This is a genomic window from Pseudomonas sp. JBR1 (assembly GCF_028198185.1).
Taxonomy (GTDB): domain Bacteria; phylum Pseudomonadota; class Gammaproteobacteria; order Pseudomonadales; family Pseudomonadaceae; genus Chryseomonas; species Chryseomonas oryzihabitans_E.
Genome location: NZ_CP116340.1, coordinates 1,088,820 through 1,113,192, shown reverse-complemented (window position 1 = coordinate 1,113,192; position 24,373 = coordinate 1,088,820). Strand labels below are relative to the sequence as shown.

The 24,373-nt window shown below is 67.5% G+C and carries 23 protein-coding genes; 2 read left to right on the top strand and 21 right to left on the bottom strand.

What is annotated here, in order from left to right; genetic code table 11:
* Positions 1–28: 28 nt before the first annotated feature.
* Positions 29–928 (bottom strand): LysR family transcriptional regulator, encoded by a 900-nt coding sequence (locus PJ259_RS05385; RefSeq protein WP_271655007.1) that lies wholly within the window; start codon positions 926–928, stop codon positions 29–31.
* Positions 929–1,060: 132 nt separating this feature from the next.
* Here PJ259_RS05385 and PJ259_RS05380 point away from each other — a divergent pair, with 132 nt between their 5' ends.
* Positions 1,061–1,969 (top strand): LysR family transcriptional regulator, encoded by a 909-nt coding sequence (locus PJ259_RS05380; protein WP_271655006.1) that lies wholly within the window; start codon positions 1,061–1,063, stop codon positions 1,967–1,969.
* Positions 1,970–1,978: 9 nt separating this feature from the next.
* Here the strand turns inward: PJ259_RS05380 and madM are convergent, their stop codons facing one another.
* The 18 genes from madM to PJ259_RS05290 form a co-directional block, all read right to left on the bottom strand.
* Positions 1,979–2,749: a malonate transporter subunit MadM gene (madM, locus tag PJ259_RS05375; protein ID WP_434774293.1), complete on the bottom strand. Its 771-nt coding sequence runs from the start codon at positions 2,747–2,749 to the stop codon at positions 1,979–1,981.
* 5 nt (positions 2,750–2,754) lie between these two features.
* The gene (madL, locus tag PJ259_RS05370) at positions 2,755–3,159 is read right to left on the bottom strand and encodes a malonate transporter subunit MadL (RefSeq protein WP_271655005.1); all 405 of its coding nucleotides are present in this window, start codon (positions 3,157–3,159) and stop codon (positions 2,755–2,757) included.
* A 115-nt stretch (positions 3,160–3,274) separates the two neighbouring features.
* Positions 3,275–4,210: a malonate decarboxylase subunit epsilon gene (gene mdcH / locus PJ259_RS05365; RefSeq protein WP_271655004.1), complete on the bottom strand. Its 936-nt coding sequence runs from the start codon at positions 4,208–4,210 to the stop codon at positions 3,275–3,277.
* Positions 4,207–4,896, bottom strand: coding sequence for a malonate decarboxylase holo-ACP synthase (locus PJ259_RS05360; protein WP_271655833.1), 690 nt, complete (start codon positions 4,894–4,896; stop codon positions 4,207–4,209). The genes mdcH and PJ259_RS05360 overlap by 4 nt, the downstream gene beginning before the upstream one ends.
* 11 nt (positions 4,897–4,907) lie before the next feature.
* Positions 4,908–5,723, bottom strand: a complete 816-nt coding sequence (gene mdcE / locus PJ259_RS05355; protein WP_271655003.1) for a biotin-independent malonate decarboxylase subunit gamma — start codon at positions 5,721–5,723, stop codon at positions 4,908–4,910.
* Positions 5,720–6,586, bottom strand: a complete 867-nt coding sequence (locus tag PJ259_RS05350; RefSeq protein WP_271655002.1) for a biotin-independent malonate decarboxylase subunit beta — start codon at positions 6,584–6,586, stop codon at positions 5,720–5,722. Before PJ259_RS05350 ends, mdcE begins: the two co-directional genes overlap by 4 nt.
* On the bottom strand, positions 6,579–6,893 hold the full coding sequence (locus PJ259_RS05345; protein ID WP_059315057.1) for a malonate decarboxylase subunit delta: 315 nt from the start codon (positions 6,891–6,893) through the stop codon (positions 6,579–6,581). Before PJ259_RS05345 ends, PJ259_RS05350 begins: the two co-directional genes overlap by 8 nt.
* On the bottom strand, positions 6,893–7,750 hold the full coding sequence (locus PJ259_RS05340) for a triphosphoribosyl-dephospho-CoA synthase (protein ID WP_271655001.1): 858 nt from the start codon (positions 7,748–7,750) through the stop codon (positions 6,893–6,895). Before PJ259_RS05340 ends, PJ259_RS05345 begins: the two co-directional genes overlap by 1 nt.
* Positions 7,750–9,426, bottom strand: a complete 1,677-nt coding sequence (gene mdcA, locus PJ259_RS05335; protein ID WP_271655000.1) for a malonate decarboxylase subunit alpha — start codon at positions 9,424–9,426, stop codon at positions 7,750–7,752. Before mdcA ends, PJ259_RS05340 begins: the two co-directional genes overlap by 1 nt.
* A gap of 163 nt (positions 9,427–9,589) precedes the next feature.
* Complete coding sequence (locus PJ259_RS05330; protein WP_271654999.1) at positions 9,590–10,300, bottom strand: YfdX family protein; 711 nt, start codon at positions 10,298–10,300, stop codon at positions 9,590–9,592.
* 206 nt (positions 10,301–10,506) lie between these two features.
* Positions 10,507–11,865 (bottom strand): glucarate dehydratase, encoded by a 1,359-nt coding sequence (gene gudD, locus PJ259_RS05325; RefSeq protein WP_059315053.1) that lies wholly within the window; start codon positions 11,863–11,865, stop codon positions 10,507–10,509.
* Positions 11,866–11,883: 18 nt separating this feature from the next.
* A complete protein-coding gene (locus PJ259_RS05320; RefSeq protein WP_271654998.1) occupies positions 11,884–13,239 on the bottom strand; it encodes an MFS transporter in 1,356 nt (451 codons plus the stop codon).
* A 308-nt stretch (positions 13,240–13,547) separates the two neighbouring features.
* Positions 13,548–14,579, bottom strand: coding sequence for a LacI family DNA-binding transcriptional regulator (locus PJ259_RS05315; RefSeq protein WP_271654997.1), 1,032 nt, complete (start codon positions 14,577–14,579; stop codon positions 13,548–13,550).
* A 90-nt stretch (positions 14,580–14,669) separates the two neighbouring features.
* Positions 14,670–15,584, bottom strand: a complete 915-nt coding sequence (locus PJ259_RS05310; RefSeq protein ID WP_271654996.1) for a hydroxymethylglutaryl-CoA lyase — start codon at positions 15,582–15,584, stop codon at positions 14,670–14,672.
* Positions 15,581–17,515, bottom strand: a complete 1,935-nt coding sequence (locus tag PJ259_RS05305; RefSeq protein WP_271654995.1) for an acetyl-CoA carboxylase biotin carboxylase subunit — start codon at positions 17,513–17,515, stop codon at positions 15,581–15,583. Before PJ259_RS05305 ends, PJ259_RS05310 begins: the two co-directional genes overlap by 4 nt.
* A complete protein-coding gene (locus PJ259_RS05300; RefSeq protein WP_271654994.1) occupies positions 17,512–18,312 on the bottom strand; it encodes an enoyl-CoA hydratase-related protein in 801 nt (266 codons plus the stop codon). The genes PJ259_RS05305 and PJ259_RS05300 overlap by 4 nt, the downstream gene beginning before the upstream one ends.
* Positions 18,313–18,315: 3 nt before the next feature.
* Complete coding sequence (locus PJ259_RS05295; protein ID WP_271654993.1) at positions 18,316–19,923, bottom strand: carboxyl transferase domain-containing protein; 1,608 nt, start codon at positions 19,921–19,923, stop codon at positions 18,316–18,318.
* A 10-nt stretch (positions 19,924–19,933) separates the two neighbouring features.
* Positions 19,934–21,097: an isovaleryl-CoA dehydrogenase gene (locus PJ259_RS05290; RefSeq protein WP_271654992.1), complete on the bottom strand. Its 1,164-nt coding sequence runs from the start codon at positions 21,095–21,097 to the stop codon at positions 19,934–19,936.
* Between the two features lie 368 nt (positions 21,098–21,465).
* On the opposite strand from PJ259_RS05290, the gene PJ259_RS05285 reads away from it, so the two are divergent.
* Entirely contained in the window at positions 21,466–22,374 is a 909-nt protein-coding gene (locus tag PJ259_RS05285) for a LysR family transcriptional regulator (RefSeq protein WP_160922563.1), read from the top strand.
* A gap of 30 nt (positions 22,375–22,404) precedes the next feature.
* Here the strand turns inward: PJ259_RS05285 and PJ259_RS05280 are convergent, their stop codons facing one another.
* Both PJ259_RS05280 and PJ259_RS05275 read right to left on the bottom strand, forming a co-directional pair.
* On the bottom strand, positions 22,405–23,547 hold the full coding sequence (locus PJ259_RS05280; RefSeq protein ID WP_271654991.1) for an ABC transporter ATP-binding protein: 1,143 nt from the start codon (positions 23,545–23,547) through the stop codon (positions 22,405–22,407).
* Positions 23,548–23,563: 16 nt separating this feature from the next.
* Positions 23,564–24,373, bottom strand: coding sequence for an ABC transporter permease (locus PJ259_RS05275; RefSeq protein ID WP_257705968.1), 810 nt, complete (start codon positions 24,371–24,373; stop codon positions 23,564–23,566).

The window sequence follows — 24,373 nt, the reverse complement described above, 5'->3', positions numbered from 1 at the left end:
CTGGAGCCGATTATTTCGCCGTGCACCGTTATGGGGCGCTTTCTGCCAGGGTCTGCCAGATGCGTTCGAGGCGCTCATCGTGGCGACCGCGCAGCCGATGCAGGCAGATGTCGAAGGTGGCGACCAGACCGGTCGATCCCGCCAGCACCAGACTGCCCTGGGCCAGGGACTCCCGTACCACCATGCGGGGCAACCAGGCCAGGCCGTGGCCGCGTCGGGCCATCTGGTGGATGGCGGGGTAGGAGTCGGCCTGGTAGATCATGCGCATGGCCAGCTTGCCCGGCAGGCGGGCGAGATGCCGCGCCAGGACGCCACGCAGGGCCAGCGACGGTGCGAAGGCCAGCCAAGGTACGGCGGGAGCGCCATCGTCCAGACGGTGGCGGGGTTGCCCGTCGGCATCCGGCGCGCTCACGGGCAGCAGTTCGTCCTGGCTGATGACCAGGGTATCGAAGCGTGCCGGATCGAGCAGTCGTTCGGTCAGCGGACTGCTGAAGATCAGCATCAGATCGGCATCGCCCGCGGCCAGTCGGCTGATGGCTTCCTGGGCACCGCTGGTAATGAGCGAGACGGGAAACTCGCCGAAGCGCGCACTGAGGCTGTCGTACCACTCCGGAAAGAAGTCGCTGGCCAGCGTACGGCCCGTGGCGATACGGATCGGCTGTTCGCGCTGCAGGGCGGCGCCCTGGAACAGCGAGCGGCATTCGCTCAGCCGATCGACCACCTCGCGCGCCGTTTCCAGCAGCAGCAGGCCCTCGGGCGTCAGGCTGATGGGCTGCTGACGACGGATCAGCGAAGCGCCGCACCAGTCTTCCAGGGCTCGGATACGTCGGCCGAAAGCCGGGTGGGTCACGAAGCGGTTTTCCGCCGCACGCGAGAAGCTACGGGTGCGCGCCAGTTCGATGAAGTCTTCCAGCCATTCCAGTTGCATAGATCCCAGACCTGTTTCGAGGCCAGGGCAGGGTACGGTGTGCCGACGTTCACGACCAGTCCGCCACGGGCCTCGACGCCGCCCGCCCATCCGGGCAAGGTGAGCAGCTGTCTTCCTCGCCCGCTGGCCGCCATGTCCGATACCGACGAACTTACCCTGCGCAAGCTGGAGATCTTTCTGGCCTTCATGCGCAGTCGCAACCTGGCACGCGCCGCCGCTGAACTGGGCACCAGCCATGTCAGCGTGCATCGGGCCATCCACTCGCTGGAAAACGCCCTGCGCTGCCCGCTGTTCAAGCACGAGGGGCGCACCCTGACGCCGCTGGACGGCGCCTTCGTGCTGGAGGCCCGTGCCGAACGATTGATGCAGGACCTGGCCGAGACGATACGGCTCACGCGCCAGGCGGCGGGCTTCTCGGCCGATCGCTTTCGTCTGGGGGCACTCTATTCGCTGACGGTCAAGACCGTGCCCCAGCTGATCATGGGGCTCAAGCTCAGGCGCAGCGAACTCAACATCGATCTGGTGCTGGGCTCCAACGCCGATCTCGCCGAGCAACTGCACGACTTCAAGCTGGACGCCATGCTGGTGGCCCTGGACGACGCCGTGGTGGATGCCGACTGCGAAAGCGTGGAGCTGTTCAGTGACGACATCTTTCTCGCCGCGCCCAGTGATTCGCCCTTCGCCGACCAGGCCGAGGTCGACCTGCGTGACCTCGCCGGCGTGCCCTTCGTGACCCTGACCCAGGGCTTCGCCACCTTTCGCGACGGGCGCCAGGTGTTCGCCCAGGCCGGCTTCGAGCCGGAGGTGATCATGCAGGTCAACGACATCTTCTCGCTGATGAGCATGGTCAGCTCCGGGGTGGGCTACGCGCTGCTGCCCGGGCGGGTCGAGGCGGTCTACCAGAACCGCCTCAAGCTGTTGCCCCTGGCGCCGCGCTATCGCCTCCAGCAGCGCATTGGTGCGGTGTTCCTGCGTAGCCGCGAGCGCGACCCCAATCTGCTGGCCTTCGTCGCCGAATGCCGGATGTATGCCCGCGGCTAGACCAGGCTCTCAACCGCCCACGACGGCGCGAGTCGCCAGGAACAGCAACGAAGGACCGAGCAGGCAACCCAGGGCGGTGTAGAAGGCCGCAGTCAGGCAACCATAGGGCACCAGGCGCGGATCGGTGGCCGCAAGGCCCCCGGCCACGCCGCTGGAGGTGCCCATCAGGCCGCCGAAGATCACGGCGGTGCGCGGATTGTTCAGGCCGATGTAGGGCGCCAGGAAGGGGGTGGCGATCATCACCACGATGGACTTCACCAGGCCGGCGGCGATGGACAGCGCCATGACGTCGGAGCTGGCGCCGATGGCCGCGCCAGTGACCGGGCCGACGATGTAGGTCACCGCGCCCGCGCCGATGGTGGTCAGGCTCACGGCGTCGGTGTAGCCAAAGGCCAGCGCGATGGCGACGCCGGCGATGAAGGACGAGAGCACGCCCAGGAGCAGGGCGACGACCCCGGCGATGCCGGCCTCGCGCAGCTCGCGCATGTTCACGCCAAAGGCCGTCGCGGCGATGGCGAAATCGCGCAGCATGGCACCGCCGAGCAGGCCCAGGCCGCCTAGCAGCGGCAGGTCGACCAGACCCTTCTGGCCACCACTGATGACCCCGCCCACATAGGCGAGCAGCAGCCCGAGAAAGATGGCGATGGCGGAGCCGTGGAGGCGGCCGCGCGTCAGTTTGTCGGAGAGCCAGTAGGAGACCCACATGATGACGCCGATGATGGCGAATGAGGCGATCAAACCATAGGACTGGGTGGTCTTGCTCAGGGCTTCGATCAGCATGGTGGTCACCGGGCGGTCTGGCTAAGGGGGGCGGTGGCGGCGGTTGCCGGCTTCTTGCGTCCCAGGCGGTCGATCACCGGGACCAGCGCGAAGGCGATACCGACCGCGGCGAGGCCGGCGAGGATGGCCATGGGTCCGCTGTGCAGGGCCCCGGCCACGTTCTGCTGCGCCGCCATGGCGACCACGATGGGAATGTAGATGGCACTCCAGAATTCCACGCCCTGCTCGGTCTTGGCCTTGAGTCCGGTGCCGCGATTGCTGATCCAGCTGCTGAAGAAGATCAGCAGCAACATGGCGATGCCGACGCCACCGACGTTGGCGGGGACCCCGATGAGCCAGCCCAGGACCTCGCCGATGAAGATACCGGCCAGGGTACAGAGAGAGAGTAAAGCGACACCGTAGATGATCATTGTTGTTTTCCTCGGTTGTGCTTGGGGTGGGGTGAAGCCTGGCCACTGTCCTCGCTTTTACCTCCTCTCCCTCAGGAGAGGGCTGGGGTGAAGGCAGCCGCCGTATGGGGAATGCTCAGTCTAGTCGTGCCGCCTCCTCGCGCCGCAGCGCGTCCAGGGTCTCGGGGTGGGTATCCTGCCAGGCCAGTACGCCAGCCGGAGGCAGGACGCGCTTGGCCAGTTGGCTGAGGACGCTGCCGGGCGCCAGTTCGATAGCCAGGCGCACGCCGCGCTCGCGGGCGGCTTCCAGGGTGGCGTGCCATTCGATGGGCCGCGCCATGTTGAAGGCCAGGTCGTCACGCAGTTGCTCGGCGCGCACCAGCCGCCGCGCGGAAGTCCCACTCAAATAGGCCAGCCGAGGCGCACGTAGCTCGACCTCGGCAAAGGCCTGGTTGAGTGTCTGGGCGGCTTCGGCGAGCAGCGGGCAGTGAGAGGGCACGCTCATGGCCAGGCGCTTGGCCGCTGCGGCGCCCTGGGTGCGCGCTGCCTCGGACAGCACTGCCAGACCGGCGTCGCTACCCGCCACCACGTATTGCTGCTCGGCATTGGCGTTGGCCAGGTACAGCGGCGCGTCAGGCCGATGGTGATTGGCGACCAGGCTTTCCACCGTGCCGCGGTCCAGACCGAGCACGGCTAGCATGCCGTAACCCTTGGGATAGGCCGTCTGCATCAGCTCGCCACGAAGGGCCACCAGGCGCAGGGCGTCGGCGAAGTCCAGGGCCTCGGCCACCACCGCCGCGGCATAGGCGCCAATGGACAGACCCGCCACCAGCTGCGGCGCCGGTCCGCGATTCAGCAGCAGGCGCGCGGTGGCGACGCCGGCGATCAGCAGGCACAGCTGGACGGCGCGGGTGTGTTCCAGGGCGTGCGCGGTGTCCAGGCTCAGGGGGTCGGCCTCCAGCACCTTGGCCGCTTCCTTCAGGGTGCGTCGGACCTCGGGGTTCGCGGGCAGGGCATGCAGCAGGCCGGGACGCTGGGCGCCCTGGCCGGGAAACTGGAAGAGGGTGCTCATGCGGCGCGCTCCCGTTGCCAGGGATCGTCCACCAGGCAGGGGCCGGCGTCGGTCTTGAGCAATACCCGAGCGGTCCGTCCAGCCCAATCGGCGAGAGCGACGCCGCCATGCGGGGTTTCCAGGAGGATGTCCAGCCGGCAGAGGGCCTGCGCCTGCAGCGACGCCAGCAGCGCTCGTGCCTGGTCGCGAGGCAGCGGGACATCGCAGCGGACCAGCAGGTCCAGATCGCTCCCGGCATGTAGCGCCGGCCAGCCGCAGGCCAGTTCGTAACCGGCAGCACCGGTAGGACCCCAGGGCAGCCCCAGGTCATCGAGCAGGGTTTGCACGCGGGCCAGGGTGTCGAAGACAGGTAGATCGCGGCAGCCCTCCGCGATCCGCAGGTTTTCAGGCGTGCGCTGTTGCACTACGGCGGTCGGTGCCAGCCAGGCCGCCAAGCGCTCGGCGCGGGTGGCACCACGCAGGCCGACGGGGATGCGGCCAGGCACTGGCACCGCTCGGCGCACCACCACCGGCAGGCCGGCCTGGGCGACTTGGTGGGCCCAGAGTGGAGCGTGCGCGGGCAAGGCGTCCGGGGTCAGGCCCCAGATGAGGTCGTGGGGCCTGTGTTGGGCTTCGCTGCGCTCAACCCAACCTATGGGGGTATCCGGTAGGTTGGGTTGAGCATCAGCGAAGCCCAACGGGCCCATCCGCCCGCTCATCACGCCTTCCAACCTGCCCGCAGGCGCTCGCGCACCTCGCGAGAGGCCGCGCGATTGGCACCGTCCAGACGCAGTTTGAGATCGGTGGTGCCGCTGGCGAGCACATCGGCCTGAGCCTCGGCCAGGGCCTGGCGTACCTGCTCCAGATCGGCGGCCGAGGGCTGGTCGGGCAGAGCGACCTCCAGCTGGCGCCAGAGCAGGCCCAGGGAGGCATAGCTGTCCAGATCGTAGGCCATGGGCGGGATGTCGGCGGCCAGGCGCTCCAAGTCTTCGACACTGCGCAGGGTCACCCGCGCGGCCGAGGCCTTGCCCATGGCGTGCACCTGCACCTGGGGATCACGCAGGGCCAGCAGCCGATTGGCCTGGTAGCCGTGGGCCAGAAAGCCCCCGGACATGGCCTTGCCCACCAGCAGGCCCAATATCGGGTGGCCGGCCAGGCGCGCCTCGGCATAGGCACCCGCGGCTCCGGCCAGGGCCTGATGGATGCCATAGGCTTCTTCGCGCCGGCCATAGGCCTGGCTGGGCACGTCCACCAGGGCGATCAACGTGCGTTTTACCGAGGCGTCGCGATCCTGGGTGACGGCCTGCTGGATCGCCCGGGCCAGGCCCCAACCTTCCAGCAGGCCGACCTCGCCCTGCCGGGCGTGAGGGAAGGGATTGTCGGTATCGGGCACCACGGCCAGCCAGCGTGCGGGCCGGCCGGCCAGTTCGAGGTCGGCGACGCGCAGGGAGGCGGGCAGGCCCGTGACGGTTTCACCCTGGCCGGCGAGGGCCTGGAACCAGGTCAGGCCGCGTTGCGAAGGCTGGGTGCTCATGGCTGGTCTCCCGCATAGAGGTGGCGGACCGCCGCGGCATCCGCCTGGGGGCCGGTGTCGAGGTCGGCAAGGCGTGCCAGATAGGCCTCGGCCTGCTGGCTGCGTAGGGGAGCTGCACCGCCGTCCGCGAAGCCCTGGCGTATGGCGGCGGTCACGGCGGTGCTGTCGTCGGCGACGAAGACGTCGGCTAGACCCGTGGCGACCCGCTGTTCGCCGCCGGTCAGGCTCCAGATGAAGGGGCGATCGCGGGAATCGTATTCCTCGATGCCGGCTTCCTGTTCGATCACCTGGGGGCCATTGAGCCCGAGGCGTGCCTCGCGGGTGACGATCAGCTGGCTGCATAGGCCGGCGGCGATGGACATGCCGCCAAAGCAGCCAACGCTGCCGGCGATGACGCCGATCACTGGCTGATGGTTGCGCAGGGCGACAATGGCCGCCTGGATCTCGGCGATGGCGGCTAGGCCCAGATTGGCTTCCTGCAGGCGCACGCCGCCGGTTTCCAGCAGCAGTACGGCGCGGGTCGGGGTACCGGCGAGGTTGTCTTCCAGCGCCAGCTCCAGGGCACCGGCGATCTTGGCGCCGCCCACTTCACCCATGCTGCCGCCCTGGAAGGCGCCCTCGATGGCGCAGACCACCGCGGGCTGGCCGTCGATCAGCCCCTTGGCCACCACCACGCCGTCATCGGCCTGGCAAACGATGCCCTGCTTGGGCAACCACGGCGACATCAGCCGCTCGAAGGGTCCGACCAGCTCGCGAAAGCTGCCGGCATCGAGCACCACACGGGCCCGCTCGCGGGCGCCGAGTTCGACGAAGCTGCGGCTGTGCAGCAGCTCCTGGACATCGGGAAGAGGGGCTTCAGCCATGGGTGCTTTCCTCCAGGTCGAGGGTTTCCAGGCCCTGCTCCAGGCGCAGGCGTACCACCCCGGGGGTGGCGCCGAAGTCATGGATGTCCAGGGTCAGGGCCGGCAGGTCCTCGCGGGTAGCGAACAGCCGGTCGAAGAGGGCGCGCCAGCGTGGTTCGCTGCCGTTGACCGAGGTGGTCACCTTGAGGGTGAAGTCGGCGTTGGCGGGTTCGAGGAGGACTTCCAGGTCCCCCGAACCGACACAGCCCACCAGGGCGCGACCCTGGCGGCGCTGGCTGGCCGGATAGCTGCAGGTGAAGTGTTCCATCAGAGGTCTCCAGGGAGCCGGGGCTCCAGGCGATCGACGAGAAGGGTGGCGGCCAGCAGATCGGCGGCGCCGCCGGGGGAGGCATTGGCGGCCAGCAACTGGCGGTCCAGTGTCAGCAGCTGGCGGCGACCGGCGAGACTGGCGCTGCCCCCGGCCTGCAGCACGGCGCGGGCACCCTGCTGCATGCTGGTGAGGGCTGCGGGGCCGGCGCGGTGCAACACACAGGTATCGTCCAGCGCGGTCATGATGGCCAGGAGTGCATCCAGGCGAGCGTTCTGCTCGCCGGCACCGGCCTGGCGGCTGGCGCGCAGCTGCGGCAGGCCGCGCTGGTGGATGGCGGGGAAGCCTGCAGCGGCCTCGGCCCGGGCGCCGCCAACGCCATAGCGCTGGGCGACGCGCTGGCCATGGCTGGGCGCGGCCTGGGGTGCTCCCGGATCGGGCAGGTTGGCCAGGCGACCGGCCGCCAGGCACAGCGCCTGGGCGGAAGTCGGACGTTCATGTACCGCCGCCGTCACCAGCAGCCCCAGCGCCCAGATGGCGCCACGATGGGTGTTGACCCCGCCGGTGACCTGCAGCATGGCGGCTTCGCCGTCACGCCCCAGTTGGCCGATCAGGCAGCGCAGTTCGGCGGCAGGCAGCCCTCGCTCTGCGGCTTCGGCCATGGCCTGGAAACAGGGCTGCAGGGCCTGGGCCGAGGTCAGCATCAGGCCAAGACTGAGGTCACTGTGGGCGCCCTGGCCGCGGCGATCCACCAGGGCCGGCTTGGGCGAGAGTTCGGCTTCGTCCACCAGGGCGGAAACGGCCAGCTCGGCCAGGCGCTCGGCGGGTGACGGGGCAAGGCGGGCGAGGGCGCGCATCACCAGCTCCTGAACTTGGCGGGGGGTTGATAGAGCCCGCCCGACCACTCCACCAGCTCGCCGATGCTCTTGGCCGCGAGCAGCTCGCGGCTGGCGTCGGTGCGGCGGATGCCGAGGTCCTCGGGCAGGGCTACCAGGCCTTCCTGGCGCAGGCGCCGGGCCTCGGCCGGGTCGCTGCGCAGGCCAATGGCGGTGACCCCGGCCACGGCGGCGATCATCGCCCGGCGTTCCTCCAGCGAGCGCGCCCGGTAGAGATAGGCGATGCCTTCTTCGGTGAGCAGGTGGGTGACGTCGTCGCCATAGACCATGATGGGCGCCAGCGGCATGCCACTCTTGCGCGCCACCTCCACCGCATCCAGCGTGTCGACGAAGGTGGGTTTGCCGCCTTCCTGGAAAGTCTCGACCATCTGCACCACCAGCTTCCTGCCGCGTTCCAGCAGGGCAGGCGCGCTGTCGCCGGTCTGCTGACGCATGTCCAGCCAGGCCGGGGTGGGGTGACGCCGACCGTGCGGATCATGGCCCATGTTGGGCGCGCCACCGAAGCCGGCGAGGCGACCACGCGTCACGGTGGAGGAATGGCCGTCGCCATCCACCTGCAGGGTGGCGCCGATGAAGAGGTCCACGGCGTACTGACCGGCCAGCTGGCAGAGCAGCCGGTTGGATCTCAGCGAGCCATCGCGACCGGTGAAGAAGACGTCCGGGCGCTGGGCGATATAGCCCTCCATGCCCAGCTCGGTGCCAAAGCAGTGCACGCTTTCCACCCAGCCACTCTCGATGGCCGGGATCAGCGTGGGATGCGGATTGAGGGTCCAGTGCCGGCAGATCTTGCCCTTGAGGCCCAGGCGCTCGCCGTAGGTGGGCAGGATCAGCTCGATGGCCGCGGTGTTGAACCCGATGCCATGGTTGAGCGACTGCACCTGGTGGCGTTCGTAGATGCCGCGGATCGCCATCATCGCCATCAACACGTGCACCGGCTTGATGTGGCGCGGATCGCGGGTGAACAGCGGCTCGATATAGAAAGGCCGGTCGGCCACCACCACGAAGTCGACCCAGTCCGCCGGGATGTCCACCCGTGGCAGCTCGGAGACATCGTCCACCAGCTGGTTGACCTGGACGATGACGATGCCGTCGCTGAACGCCGCCGGCTCGATCAGCGCCGGGCTGTCCTCGGTGCTGGGGCCGGTGTAGATGTTGCCGGCACGGTCGGCCATGAAGCCGGCGCTGAGTACCACCTTGGGAATCAGGTCCACCAGCAGCCGGGCATAGAGTTCGATGTAGGTGTGGATGGCGCCGACTTCCAGCAGGCCGTCCTCTAGCAGCTGGCTGATCCTCAGGCTCTGGGTACCGGCAAAGGAGAAGTCCAGCTTGCGGGCGATGCCGCGCTCGAACAGGTCCAGGTGCTCGGCGCGACCCACGCTGGGCATGATCATGTGCAGGTCATGCAGCTTGGCCGGATCGACCTGGGCCAGGCTGCGGGAGAGGAAATCGGCCTGCTTTTGGTTGTTGCCTTCCAGCACCACTCGGTCACCGGGGGCCAGCAGATTTTCCAGCGCGGCGACGATTGAAGCGGTGGGCAACACCTTGCCATCGGCCAGCCGGGCCACCCGGTCCAGGCGCTGCTGCTTGTCGCTGCGGCGCCTGGCGATCCGAGCCGGTGGGGAGGATGTCGTTGTCATTGTGGTCTCCACGAATCACCTGTCGTGGAACCACCCTAGACCTCGACTGCCTGGCATTCAATCAACCTGGAGGCGAAACCGTTACGCTGAAGTTAACGTTTTCAGGCTGTTCAGTCCTTGGGAAATCCGCCGGGAGGCAAGGTCCCGGCGGGCGAGGGTTTGCTCAGGTCTTGTCGACCGGGGTGAAGATCGAGGTGGTTCTGGAGAACCAGCTGGTGGGGGTCACGTCGACGTTGGCGTTGTCGTATTTCAGGCTGCTCTGCACCTGCTTGAGTGTCAGTCCGGCCTGCCAGAACTGCTCGTGGGCCAGTTCCTGATTGGCCCTGTGAACCAGGTCCAGGGCCTCCTGGGCGGGCAGCACGGCGGTGGAGTAGTCGACATCGACACCGGCCACCTTGAGGATCTCGCTGGCGCCCTGGGTGTCGCCGTGCTGGATCTTGTCACTGGCCTGGGCCACGGCCTGATTCTTGGCGGGGGTGGCGACATAGTCGTCCCTGAGCGTCATGCCGCTCCAGATCGGTAGCCAGGCGGTGGCCTTGGCGTCCTGCTCCGCTACCGGGACCGCTTGGCCGGTCTGCCCACGCAGGTCCTTGGCGGCCTTCATATAGACGGTCTTGTCGGTCTGGGCGGTTTGCAACGCGCTTTCAGCGGCGCGCAGTTGCTGTTTGGCCTGATCGACGTGACCTTCGAAGAGATCCTGGCGTGCGGCGATCACGTCCTTGAAGGCCGATTGGCCTTGCTGGGAGATCGCCGGCAGGGTGGCGACCTGCTGGCTGGCAATGTCGGGACGGGCATCGGCCAGGGCGGCGGTGGAAAACACAGGGGCGATGGTCAGGACGAGGAGGCTCTTGGCGATACGACGATTGAGGTTCATGTGCTTCTCCCGAATACGAAAGTGACTGGAACCGCGGAGGTATCGGGCGGGGCTGCGAGATACCGTGAGTTCAGTGTCGATCCGGTGAGCTTAACGAACGCTTAGCAGGCTATCGGTAGCTGTAACCAGGTATTTCGGGAGGCTGTAGCGGAAGAGGCGACCGCCCCGAAGGCTCGGAGCGGTCGTTGCTGGCGGGCGGAAGCGGCTCAGCGCACCAGGCAGGGCTTCTTGTTATCGAAGGTCCAGTTGGGCGAGAGGAATTGCATGGCCATGGCGTCGTCCCGCGCACCCAGGCCCTTGGTCTTGTACAGCTCGTGGGCGCGGGCGAGGGCGTCCAGGTCCAGTTCCACGCCCAGGCCACCCTGCTGCGGCACCTCGACCAGGCCACCCTTGATCTCCAGCGGCTGGCGGGTGAGGCGTTGGCCATCCTGCCAGATCCAGTGGGTGTCGATGGCGGTGATCTTGCCCGGCGCCGCGGCGGCGACATGGGTGAACATGGCCAGGGAGATGTCGAAGTGGTTGTTGGAGTGCGAACCCCAGGTCAGGCCCCAGTCGTTGCACATCTGCGCCACCCGCACCGAACCCTGCATGGTCCAGAAGTGCGGATCGGCCAGGGGGATGTCCACCGATTGCAGCTGGATGGCATGGCCCATCTGGCGCCAGTCGGTGGCGATCATGTTGGTGGCGGTGGGCAGGCCGGTGGCGCGACGGAACTCCGCCATGACTTCGCGACCGGAGTAGCCGTTCTCGGCGCCACAGGGGTCTTCGGCATAGGCCAGCACGTGGTGCTGGTCGCGGCACAGGCGGATGGCTTCCTTGAGCGACCAGGCGCCATTGGGGTCCAGGGTGACGCGTGCCTCGGGGAAGCGCTCGGCCAGGGCGGTGACCGCCTCGATCTCGGCGTCGCCGCTGAGCACCCCGCCCTTGAGCTTGAAGTCCTTGAAGCCGTAGCGGTCATAGGCGGCCTCGGCCAGGCGTACCACCGTCTCGGGAGTCAGCGCCTCTTCGTTGCGCACACGGAACCAGGCGTCGTCGCTCTCGGCTTCGCTGCGGTAGTCCAGGGTGGTCTTGTTGCGATCGCCGACATAGAACAGGTAGCCGAGCATCTCCACGGCATCGCGCTGCTGGCCTTCGCCGAGCAGGGCGGCTACTGGTACCTCCAGGTGCTGACCGAGCAGGTCGAGCAGGGCGGCTTCGATGGCGGTCACCGCATGGATGGTGACGCGCAGGTCGAAGGTCTGCAGGCCGCGGCCGCTGGCATCGCGGCCAGCAAAGGCCTGGCGGACCTGGCCGAGGATGCGCTGGTACTGGCCCAGCGGCTGGCCGATGAGGAATTGGCGGGCGTCTTCCAGCGTCTGGCGGATGGTCTCGCCGCCGGGTACTTCGCCCACGCCGGTGCGACCGGCGTTGTCCTTGAGGATTAGCACGTTACGGGTGAAGTAAGGACCGTGAGCGCCGCTGAGGTTGAGCAGCATGCTGTCCTGGCCGGCAACGGGGACGACTTCCAGCGAGGTGACCACGGGCGTGCCGGTGTGCAGGGCTGGGGAGGCATTGAATTGAGTCATGGTCGGGCTCCTTGTCGATCAGCGAGAGGTTTCAGCGGCGAGCGGGGCTTCGGCAGGCGGCGTGGTGACGCCGCGCAACTCGACGCGTTTGATCTCGCCCACGACGAACAGGTAACTGATGGCGGCCACCAGGGCGTTGGCACCGACGAACACCAGGGCCATCTTGAAGGAGCCGGTGGCGGCGATGATGTAGCCGATGATGATCGGGGTGCTGATGGAGGACAGGTTGCCGATGGTGTTGAACAGGCCACCCGAAAGACCGGCGATCTGCTTGGGCGTGGTGTCGGAGACCACCGCCCAGCCCAGGGCGCCGATGCCCTTGCCAAAGAAGGCCAGGGCCATGAAGCCCACCACCATCCAGTCGGCGTCGACGTAGTTGCACAGGATCATGCTCATCGACAGCAGCATGCCGGCGACGATGGGGGTCTTGCGCGCTACGCTCAGGCTGTTGCCACGACGCAGTAGGTAGTCGGAGATCACCCCGCCCAGCACGCCACCGATGAAGCCGCAGATCGCCGGGAGGGAGGCGATGATGCCGGCCTTGAGAATGGTCATGCCGCGTTCCTGCACCAGGTACACGGGGAACCAGGTGAGGAAGAAGTAGGTGAGGGCGTTGATGCAAAACTGGCCCAGGTAGATGCCGGCCATCATGCGGTTGGTCAGCAGCTGGCCGATGTAGCTCCACTTCGGCCCTTCGCTCTTCTTGCCGGGGGTGTCCAGGTCGACCAGGCCGCCATTGCTGGCGATGTACTCGACCTCGGCGGCATTGGCGCGGGGATGTTCGCGCGGGCTGTAGATCACCGCCATCCAGACTGCCGAGAAGGCGATGCCCAGTACGCCCATCACCACGAAGACGTGCTGCCAGCCGAAGGTGTAGACGATCCAGCCCATCAACGGCGCGAACAGCACGGTGGCGAAGTATTGCGCGGAGTTGAAGATGGCCGAGGCGGTACCGCGCTCCTTGGTGGGGAACCAGGCGGCGACGATGCGGGCGTTGCCGGGGAAGGAGGGGGCTTCGGCCAGACCGACCATGAATCTCAGGGCGAACAGCAGGAATACCGCGGTGCCGATGCCGAATTCACCGATGTAGCCCTGCAGCAGGGTGAACACCGACCAGGTGAAGATGCTCGCGGCATAGACCTTCTTCGAACCGAAGCGGTCGAGCAGCCAGCCGCCCGGGATCTGACCGAGCACATAGGCCCAACCAAAGGCGGAGAAGACGTAGCCGAGGGAGACGGCGCTGATGCCAAGGTCTTTCTGCAGGCTGGAGCCGGCGATGGCGATGGTGGCGCGGTCCGCATAGTTGATCGTGGTCACCACGAACAGCATGAACAGGATCAGATAGCGGACGCGCGTCTGCTTGGTGTCTTGCATGATATTTCCCACTGGTTGTTTTTGTGTGCGGGCGGAGATCGAGCAGCGGCCTTAAGTTGTAAGTCGTCTGACAACGATAGCGTTATCATTAAACAGATAACGCTATCATTCAACTGGTAAATCTGTGGCGGAGCGTAAAAAGCTGATCAGTGTAGTGCTTCGAAAAATCGCACAGGCATGGTTGAGCGATTGGCGATCTGCGCCAGGCGCCATGACGAGTCACGGCAGGGCTGTTGCAAGAAGAGCGATGCCTGCCAGGTCAAAAAAGTGCCGTCAAAAATGGTGTGGGTGACGCCTGGACTACCGCCCTAGGAGCTCTGCCGTTCGATCAGTACGAAGCCGGTATCCAGGCGGACGGTCCGCTGATCGCCGGTCAGCCGATCGAGCAGCGATTGGGCGACGCGGTGACCCATGGCATCGGCGTTGACGCTGACCGTGGACAGCGCCGGATTGGCGAAACGACCATTGGTGGTGTCGCCGAAGCCGATCACGGCCAGCTGCTCGGGAATCCGCAGACCGCGGCTGGTGGCCTCGGCGACCACGCCCAACGCCAGGGTGTCGGAGCTGCATAGCACCAGCTCCGGTGTTTCGGGCCTTGCCAGCAACCGCGCGAGGCCGATGCGACCGACCTCCCAGGTGGCCGGCAGGGGCAGGACTTCCATGGGCACCTCGGTGACGCCTAGGGCGGCCAGCCGCGCCTGCAGTGCCAGGTTGCGGCGCATGGCACGGGGATCGTCCACCGAGATCACCCCGAAGCGGCGATAACCGCGGGCGACGAAGTGGTCGGCCAGGGCGACACCGACCTGCTCATGGGAGAAGCCCACCTGCATGTCCAGGGCTTCTTCGCTCAGATCCCAGGCCTCTACCACCGGAACGTTCAGCGCCGCCAAGCGCTCGCGACTCGCCGGGGTGTGCAGGGTCCCGGTAAGTACGATGCCATCGGGTCGGCGGCCGAGGATGGCTTCGAGCAGCTCCTCTTCCTTTTCCGGGGAATAGCCGGTGGGCCCGATCAGCGCCTGATAGCCGGCCTCGGTTAGGCGTTCCATGATCGCCTGCACCACCGTGGCATAGATGGAGTTGGCGATGGTGGGCAACAGGATGGCCACCAGCCGGCTCTTACTGGAGGCGAGGCTGCCCGCCAGCAGATTGGGCACGTAGCCCAGCTCCTTGACCACGGCCAGGACATGCTCGCGGGTGGCAGCGCTCACCAGGGTCGGGCGGTGCAGCGCCCGGGATACGGTAATGGGCGACACTCCGGCAGCGAGAGCGACCTCGCGGACGGTAAGGGGCAGCTCGGTGCCATCGAGCTGGGCGAGTTCACGTCGGGACTTCCTGGCCAAAACAGATCCTTGGAGCGGGTAAACGGTCATTATGGAAGCAAGCTCCGACGCTTGCCATGGCTGACCGCTGCCGCTTTGTAAACGGAGACGTTAGCGGGCGGCCGACGTGGCGCGAGCGCGCCCCACGCGGGATCCATAGCGGCGCCCCAGGGTATTGGCGACCGCCTGGCCTACGCCGATGAGTCGGTCCAGGTCGAGGCCGGTCGCGATGCCCAGGCCGTCGAGCAGATAGACCAGGTCTTCGCTGGCGACATTGCCGCTGGCGCCCTGGGCATAGGGGCAGCCCCCCAGGCCGGCGATGGCACTGTCGAACACCGTGACGCCTTCGAGCAGACTGGCATAGACATTGGCCAGGGCCTGGCCATAGGTATCGTGGAAATGCCCGGCCAGCCGGGTGAGCGGCAACTCCCGACCCAGCCGCTGCCAGAGCGCCCGGGTTCGGCCGGGGGTACCGACGCCGATGGTGTCCCCCAGGGAGACTTCGGCGCAGCCCAGCTCCAGCAGCTCGCGCGTCACGCTCGCCACCTGATCAGGTGCGATCTCGCCGTCGTAGGGGCAGCCCAGCACGCAGGATACATAGCCTCGCACCCGGATCCCCGCCGCCCGCGCGCCCTCGACCACTGGCACGAAGCGCGCCAGGCTCTCTGCGATGGAGCAGTTGATGTTGCGCTGGGAGAAGCCCTCCGAGGCGGCGGCGAAGACGGCGATTTCATCTACCCCCGCCGCCAGGGCAGCCTCGAAGCCTTTCATATTGGGCACCAGTACCGAGCGGACCACGCCCGCCGGGCGGCCCAGTCCCGCCAGCACCTCGGCGGTCCCGGCCATCTGCGGCACCCACTTGGGCGAAACGAAGCTGCCCACTTCCAGATGTTGCACACCGCTAGCGACCAAGGCCTCGCACAGCTGGATGCGCTCGGCAATGCCAAGCGCCTGGGGTTCGTTCTGCAGGCCATCGCGTGGCCCGACCTCGACCACCCGCACCCGGGACGGCAGGGCATCGCTCATGGTGCCGCCTCCTCCAGTTCCACCAGGGCTGTGCCCTCGGCCACCAGTTCGCCAGGGCTGCAGAACAGCGCGGTCACGACGCCGGCGCGGGGCGCGCGGATGCTGTGTTCCATCTTCATCGCCTCCAGGACCACCAGCGGCGTACCGGCGTCCACGCTGTCGCCCACCGCCACCGAGACGGCTACCACACTGGCGTTCATCGGCGCCGTGAGCCCACCGGCATCGGCCTGGCGCGCGACCTCGGCGAGGGGATCGGCCCAGGTAACGGCTTCGAAACGATTCTCCCATTCGAGGAACAGTGTCTGGCCACGGCGATAGAAGCGGGCGCTCTGGCGGATGTCGTCTGCATGCCAATGGAGGCGATCACCGCTCAGCTCGACCGCCGACGAACCGGGCAGGGTGACGGGGCGCACCTCGCCGCGACAGGCCAGGCGTAGTGAGACAAGTGGCGGTCCACCCAGGCGCCAGCCCTGGCGGGAAGCCCAGGGCGACGTCGGATCGGCAGCGGCCGGCAGCGTCGCCAGCCAGGCTTGGGCCGCCTGGGTCCAGAAGGCCTCCGGCAGCTCCCCGGGCGCGGGCAGCAAGGCATCCCGGTAACGCTCGATAAAGCCGGTATCCAGCTCGGCCGCGGCAAAGGCTGGATGAGCAAGCAGGCGCTGCAAGAAGGCGAGGTTGGTGGCGAAACCGCCCACCGCGGTTTCATCAAGCATGGCCAGCAGTCGCTGGCGCGCCTGTTCGCGGCTGTCGCCCCAGGCGATGAGCTTGGCCAGCATGGGATCATAGAAGGGCGATACCTCGTCGCCTTCCTCCACGCCGCTGTCCACGCGCCGCCCCGGACCGGGCGTCGGCTCGCGATAGAGCTGCAGGGTGCCCGACGCTGGCAGAAAGCCCTGGTCGGTGTCCTCGGCATAGAGCCGTACCTCGATGGCATGGCCGTGCAGGGGCACCTGGGCCTGGGTGAGGGGCAGCGCCTCGCCGGCGGCGACGCGCAATTGCCAGGCCACCAGATCCAGGCCGGTGATGGCCTCGGTGACCGGATGCTCAACCTGCAGCCGGGTATTCATTTCCATGAAGAAGAAGTCGCCGCGGGCGTCGAGCAGGAATTCCACGGTGCCGGCGCCCACATAGCCGATGGCCTGGGCCGCCTGTACCGCGGCTTCGCCCATGGCCCGCCGTAGCTCAGGTGTGAGGCCGGGCGCGGGGGCCTCCTCGATCACCTTCTGGTGGCGGCGCTGGATGGAGCAGTCGCGTTCGTTGAGATAGAGGCAATGGCCGTGCCCGTCGGCGAAGACCTGGATCTCCACGTGACGCGGTTGCAGCACGTACTTCTCCACCAGCATCCGCGCATCGCCAAAGGCCGAGAGCGCTTCGCGCTGGGCGGAGGCGAGACCTTCGGCCAGGTCCGCTTCGCGCTCGACGATCTTCATGCCCTTGCCGCCACCGCCGGCGGTGGCCTTGAGCAGGACCGGATAGCCGATGCGCGCCGCGGCGTCGCGAAAGGTGGCGAGGGACTGGTCCTCGCCGTGATAGCCCGGCACCAGGGGTACCCCGGCGTCGGTCATCAGCGCCTTGGCGGCGGACTTGCTGCCCATGGCGCGAATCGCCGCGGCGGGTGGCCCGACGAAGACCAGTCCCGCCGCGGCCACCGCCTCGGCGAAGGCGGCGTTCTCGGACAGAAAGCCATAACCCGGATGGATGGCCTGGGCGCCGGTGGCGAGGGCGGCGGCGATGATCCGCTCGCCGGCCAGGTAGCTGTCGGCCGGCTTGGCGCCCCCGAGGTCTACCGCCAGGTCGGCCTGGCGCACATGGCGTGCCCTGGCGTCGATGGCGCTGTGCACGGCGACGGTGCCCAGGCCCAGGGCCTTGGCGGTGCGCATCACCCGGCAGGCGATCTCGCCTCGGTTGGCGACGAGCAGACGGTCGAAGGTCATGGCGTGGTCTCCTGCCAGGCGGGGCGGCGCTTTTCCAGGAAGGCGGCTAGGCCTTCCTGGGCTTCAGGGGTGACGCGGACCGCGGCGATCAGGCCCTCGGTGAACTGGCGCACAGCGGGGCTCGGCACACCATCGCCGGCGCCGGCCAGGAGCCGTTTGCAGGCCCGCAAGGCCTGAGGACCGTTGTCCAGCAGGCGGGCGATCCAGGCGTCCACGAGGGGCTCCAGGTCGGCGGCGAGCGCGGTCTCGGCGACCAGGCCCAGCTCGGCCGCGCGCGCGCCGGAGAAGCGTTCGGCTCCCAGCATGTAGCGCCGTGCCACCCGTTCGCCCAGGGCGCGGATGACGAAGGGGCCGATGACGGCGGGCACCAGGCCGATGCGCACCTCCGACAGGCAGAAGGTGGCGTCACTGGCAGCCACGGCCAGGTCGCAGCAACTGACCAGACCCACGGCGCCGCCAAAGGCTGCGCCCTGCACCACGGCGAGGGTGGGCATCGGCAAGGTCTGCAGGCGATACATCACCTCGGCCAGGCGCTCGGTGTCGGCCTGGTTGGCGGCCGCGTCCAGGGTAGCGGACGCCTGCATCCAGGCCAGGTCGGCACCCGCGCAGAAGTGCCGGCCGCGCCCGCGTACGAGCAGAAAGCGCAGCTCGGCATCGGCGGCGATCTCGGTGAGCGCTGTGCCCAGTTCCGCGATCATCCGTGCATCCAGGGCGTTGTGGCGGTCCGGACGGTCGAGCCAGAGGGTGGCGAAGCCGCGCGGGTCGCGGGTCAGATCCAGGGTGTGGAAGTCAGTCATGGCCTACATCCGGAAGACGCCGAAGGTCGTCGGCTCGAGAGGGGCGTTGAGGCTGGCCGACAGGGCCAGGGCGAGGACCTCGCGGGTCTGGGCCGGGTCGATCACCCCGTCGTCCCACAGCCGCGCGCTGGAATAGTGGGCATGGGCCTGACGCTCGTACTGCTCGACGATGGGCGCCTTGATGCGCGTGATTTCGTCATCGTCGAAGGGCTCGCCGGCACGTTCGGCCTGTTCGCGCTTGACCTGCACCAGCACTCCGGCCGCCTGTTCGGCACCCATCACGCCGATGCGTGCGTTGGGCCACATCCACAGGAAGCGAGGATCGTAGGCGCGACCGCACATGCCGTAGTTGCCGGCGCCAAAGCTGCCGCCGATGATCACGGTGAACTTGGGCACCCGGGCGCAGGCCACTGCGGTGACTAGCTTGGCGCCGTGCTTGGCAATGCCGCCTTCCTCGTATTTCTTGCCGACCATGAAGCCGGTGATGTTCTGCAGGAAGAGCAGAGGGATGCGTCTCTGGCAGGCAAGTTCGATGAAGTGCGCACCTTTCTGCGCCGATTCGGCGAAGAGGATGCCGTTGTTGCCGAGGATGGCCACCGGATGACCCTGCAGATGGGCGAAGCCACAGACCAGCGTGGTCCCGAATTGCGCCTTGAATTCGTCGAAGACGCTGCCGTCCACCAGCCGGGCGATTACCTCGCGTACCTCCAGCGGCTGCTTGGGATCGGTCGGGACCAGGCCGTAAAGGTCCTCGGCCGGATACAGCGGGGCGACTGGCGCCTTGAGCTGCAGGTCACCCAGCTTGCGCCAGTTGAGGTTGGCGATGCAGCGCCGCGCCAGGGCCAGGGCATGGGTGTCGTTCTCGGCATAGTGGTCGGCCACGCCGGAAATGCGGCAATGGACATCAGCGCCGCCCAGTTCCTCGGCGCTGACCACCTCGCCGGTCGCCGCCTTCACCAGCGGCGGGCCAGCGAGAAAGATGGTGGCCTGCTGGCGCACCATGATGGTCTCGTCGCTCATCGCCGGCACATAGGCGCCGCCGGCCGTGCAGGAGCCCATCACCACGGCGATCTGTGGGATGCCTTGGGCGCTCATGGTCGCCTGGTTGAAGAAGATCCGCCCGAAGTGCTCGCGGTCGGGGAAGACGTCCTCCTGGCGCGGCAGGTTGGCACCGCCGGAATCCACCAGATAGAGGCAGGGCAGGCGATTCTGCAGGGCGATGGCCTGGGCGCGCAGATGCTTCTTTACCGTCAGCGGATAATAGGAGCCGCCTTTCACGGTGGCGTCGTTGGCGATGATCATGCACTCGACGCCCTCGATGCGGCCGATACCGGCCACCACCCCGGCCGCTGGCACCTCGTCCTCATAGACGTCGAGGGCCGCCAGGGCGCCGATTTCCAGAAAGGGCGAGCCGGGGTCCAGCAGTTGGTCGATGCGCTCGCGGGGCAGCAGCTTGCCGCGGGCGGTATGGCGCGCCTGGGCCTTGGCGCCGCCGCCTTCACGGATGCGCGCCAGGAGCTGGTCGAGCCGGGCCAGTTGCTCGGCCATGGCGGCGGCGTTGCGCTGGTAGTCCGGAGTGCGGCGGTTCAGGGTGGAGGTCAGCACGGTCATGGAAGGCTCCTCACCGGGTTTCGTTGAACAGCTCGCGCCCGATCAGCATGCGGCGGATCTCGCTGGTGCCGGCGCCGATCTCATAGAGCTTGGCGTCGCGTAGCAGGCGGCCGGTGGGGTACTCGTTGATATAGCCGTTGCCACCCAGTATCTGGATGGCTTCCAAGGCCATCTGGGTGGCCTTCTCGGCGGTGTAGAGAATCACCCCGGCAGCGTCCTTGCGGGTGGTCTCGCCACGGTCGCAGGCTTGGGCCACGGCATAGAGATAGGCGCGGCTGGCATTGAGGCCAGTGTAGAGGTCGGCCACCTTGCCCTGGATCAGCTGGAATTCGCCGATGCTCTGGCCGAATTGCCGGCGGTCGTGGATATAGGGCAGGACCACGTCCAGGCAGGCCTGCATGATGCCCACCGGGCCACCGGCGAGGACCACCCGCTCATAGTCCAGGCCGCTCATGAGCACCTTCACGCCCCCGTTCACCTGTCCCAGCACGTTGTCCTCCGGCACCTCGACGTCGTCGAAGAACAGCTCGCAGGTGTTGGAGCCGCGCATGCCCAGCTTGTCGAACTTGCTGCCGCGGCTGAAACCGGTCCAGTCACGCTCGACGATAAAGGCGGTGATGCCATGGGCGCCTTGTTCCGGTTCGGTCTTGGCGTAGATGACATAAGTGTGAGCATCGGGGCCGTTGGTGATCCAGGTCTTGCTGCCATTGAGCACGAAGCGATCGCCACGCCGCTCGGCGCGCAGCTTCATGGAGACTACGTCCGAGCCGGCATTGGGCTCGCTCATGGCCAGGGCGCCGATGTGCTCGCCGCTGACCAGCCTGGGCAGGTAGCGCGCCTTCTGCGCGGCGGTGCCGTTGCGATGGATCTGGTTGACGCAGAGATTGGAGTGGGCGCCATAGGAGAGGGCCACCGAAGCCGAGCCGCGGCTGATCTCCTCCATGGCCACCGCATGGGCCAGGTAGCCAAGTCCCGAGCCGCCGTATTCTTCCCCCACGGTGATGCCAAGCAGCCCGAGGTCGCCAAAGGTGCGCCAGAGGTCCATGGGGAAACTGTTGCTGGCATCGATCTCGCCCGCGCGCGGTGCCACCTCGCGCGTGACCAGGACGCGCACCTGATCGCGCAGCAGATCGAGGGTCTCGCCCAGGGCGAAGTTGAGACTCGGATAGCTCATGGGGTCACCTGTTGTTGGGATTGGCGGGTGAGGAGAGGGCACAGGAGGCCGTACGGGCGCAGCGGGGCAGCGCCGGGCGTACCAGGGCCAAGAGGGAATACCGGAAGATGACCTGGCAAGCAGGATCCTGCGCGGCTCGGGAGCACGGGCAGGAAAGGCGTCGGACGTGGCTGCCGACGGCACGCTATGGGCGCGGGGGAGACGCGCATGCGGAGCGATGGCGCCAGGGCGCGCATGGTCCGTCCTCCTGTTCATTATTCTTGTCATGGCGACCGCGAGAGGAAGGCGGCGCCTGTGCCTCTGAGTCTAGGAGGAGAAATGCGCTATCGTGAAACGATAAAAATAGAATCCAGGTATTGGAAAATCAGATGGCACTGCACAAGGACATCTCGATGCGGCAACTGCGCTATTTCGTCGCCGCCGCCGAGAACAGCCAGTTTTCCCTGGCCGCCAGCGCGGTCAACGTCAGCCAGTCGGCCGTGACCACGGCGGTCAGCCAGTTGGAGACGATGCTTGCGGTGCGGTTGTTCGAGCGATTGCCCCATGGAGTCAAGCTGACCGCCGAGGGGCACCAGTTCTATCACCATGCCCGGCACATCCTCGATACCCTGCAGGACGCCGTGAGTCAGCCGCTGTTCCAGAGCCATGCCCTGACCGGCCAGGCCCGGGTCGGGGCTTCCTATGCGGTGCTCGGCTACTACCTGCCGACCCTCTTGGCGCGCTTCAAGCGCAGCTATCCGCAGATCGACATCGACCTGCGCGACATGGACAGACCCAGTATCGAGGCGGGCATCAACGATGGCACCCTGGAGCTCGGCCTCACGGTCATCTCCAACGTCGACGCCGCCCAGCCCTTCGAGCGCCATCTGCTGATGCGTTCGCCGCGCCAGCTCTGGTTGCCCAGCGCCCATCCCTTGCTCGCTCCGGAGCAGGTCAGCCTGGCCGACATCGCGCCCTATCCCTATATCCTCGCCACGGTGGACGAAGGGGAAACCTCCACCCTGCGCTACTGGCGCGCGGCCGGCCTGGAACCCAACGTGGTGTTCAAGACCTCGTCCATGGAATCCCTGCGCGGCCTGGTCGCCCACGGCTTTGGCGTGACCATCCTGTCCGACATGCTCTATCGCGGCTGGTCCCTGGAAGGCCGCAAGCTGGAAGCGCGCCCGGTGGCCGATGCCATCCCGCCCATGGAGCTGGGGTTGATCTGGAGCCCCGAGGAGCGCCTGGGACCCGGCGCCCAGGCGTTTCGGCAGTTTCTGGTATCGGCGGCCGGGTAGAGGCGGACGCGCGAGGCCCGCTCTCCGGCCTCAGTGGGCGGCGGCCTTGGTCAGGTCGGCATCGTTCCACTCGGTGTAGACGCAAGCGTCGCTGGCGGCCCAGCGCAGGCGCACCACCTGGCCAGGTTGCAGGCCCTGGGTGTGGGCCAGAGACTTGACCATCAGCTGGGCGCCGCCCGCGGTCTGCAGCACGCAGCTCTGGCTTTCCCCGAGGAAGAGGGCCTCGCCCACCCGAGCCGGAATCTCGTTCCAGCCCGCCGGCATGGGCAGGGTAGCCGCCTGCTCGGTGGTCAGCAGCTGCAGCTTTTCCGGGCGCAGCATCAGGAGCAGTTCCTGGTTCGGTCTGACGCTGGCGGTGGGCCGCATCGCCAGTTCCTGGCCTTCGAACGCGCAGTGCGCCTGGGCGCGCGCGGTCACGCGCAGGAAATTGGAGTTGCCGAGAAAGGCGGCGACGAAGGCGTTCGGCGGATTCTGGTAGAGGTCGTAGCCACTGCCCAGGCCGACGATGCGCCCGTGGCTGAAGATGGCGATGCGCTGGGATAGCCGCAGCGCCTCCTCCTGGTCATGGGTCACGTAGACGATGGTGATGCCCAGGCGACGGTGCAGCTGGCGCAGCTCGTCCTGCAGGTCTTCACGCAGCTTCTTGTCCAGCGCGCCCAGGGGTTCGTCCATCAGCAGGATGCGTGGTTCGTAGACCAGCGCCCGGGCGATGGCCACCCGCTGCTGCTGGCCGCCGGAAAGTTGCGCGGGACGCCGATGGGCGAAGGCTTCGAGCTGCACCAGTCGCAGCATGGCGTCGACCTTCTGGTTGCGCTCGGCGGCGCCGATCTTGCGGATATCCAGGGGGAAGCCGATGTTGTCGCGCACCGACAGGTGCGGAAACAGCGAATAGCGCTGGAACACCATGCCGATGTCGCGCTGGTGCGGTGGGACCCGCAGCAGCGAGCGGCCAGCCACGCTGATGGCGCCGGAACTGGGCGTCTCGAAGCCAGCAAGCATCGACAGGGTGGTGGACTTGCCGGAGCCGCTGGAGCCGAGGAAGGTGAGGAACTCGCCCTCCTGGATGTCCAGCGAGAGATCATCCACGGCGGTGAAATCGCCGTAGTGCTTGTTCAGGTTCTGCAGGCGGACCAGCGGGGCCGCGGGGGCGTTGTTCTGGAGTACGGCGCTCATGGCAGGCTCCGGGAGCTCAGCGGGAAAGGGGTTGGCGGCGGCGCAGCAGGGCAGCCGCGAGCATCACCAGCAGGGAAAGGCCGATCAGCACCGTGGAGGCCACGGCGATCACCGGTGTCAGGTCCTGGCGCAGCGTCGCCCACATCTTCACCGGCAGGGTCTGCAGGTTGGGGCTGGCCATCATCACGCTCAGCACCACCTCGTCCCAGGACACCAGGAAGGCGAATAGGGCGCCGGCGAACACCCCCGGCCAGATCCCCGGCAGGGTCACCCGGTAGATGGCCTGCAGGCGCGAGGCGCCGCAGATCACCGCTGCATCCTCGATGGACTGATCGAACAGCTTGAGCGAGTTGATGACAGCGATCAGGGCAAAGGGCAGGGCGACGATCACGTGGCTGACCACGAAGGCCAGCAGGGTGCCGGTGTAGCCCAGGCGCAGGAACAGGGCATAGATGGCCACGGCGATCACCACCAGTGGCACGATCATCGGCAGGGTGAAGACCGCATAGAGCGTCTTGCGCCCGGGAAACTTGCCGCGCACCAGGGCGAAGGCGCAAGGCACCGCCAGGGCTACCGAAACCAGGGTGGTCAGCAGCGCCACCTTGAGGCTCGCCAGGGCCGCCTGCATCCACTCCGGGTTGGAAAAGAATTGCTGGTACCACTTGAGCGTCCAGCCGGGCGGCGGAAAGACCAGCCATTGGGACGAGCCGAACGACAGCAGCACGATGAAGACGATGGGCAGCAGGAGCACCGCGGCGATGGCGCCGGTGATCAGCAGCAGGCCACCGCGCAGCCGCCAGCCGAGGGCACTGGGAGTCAGCAGCAT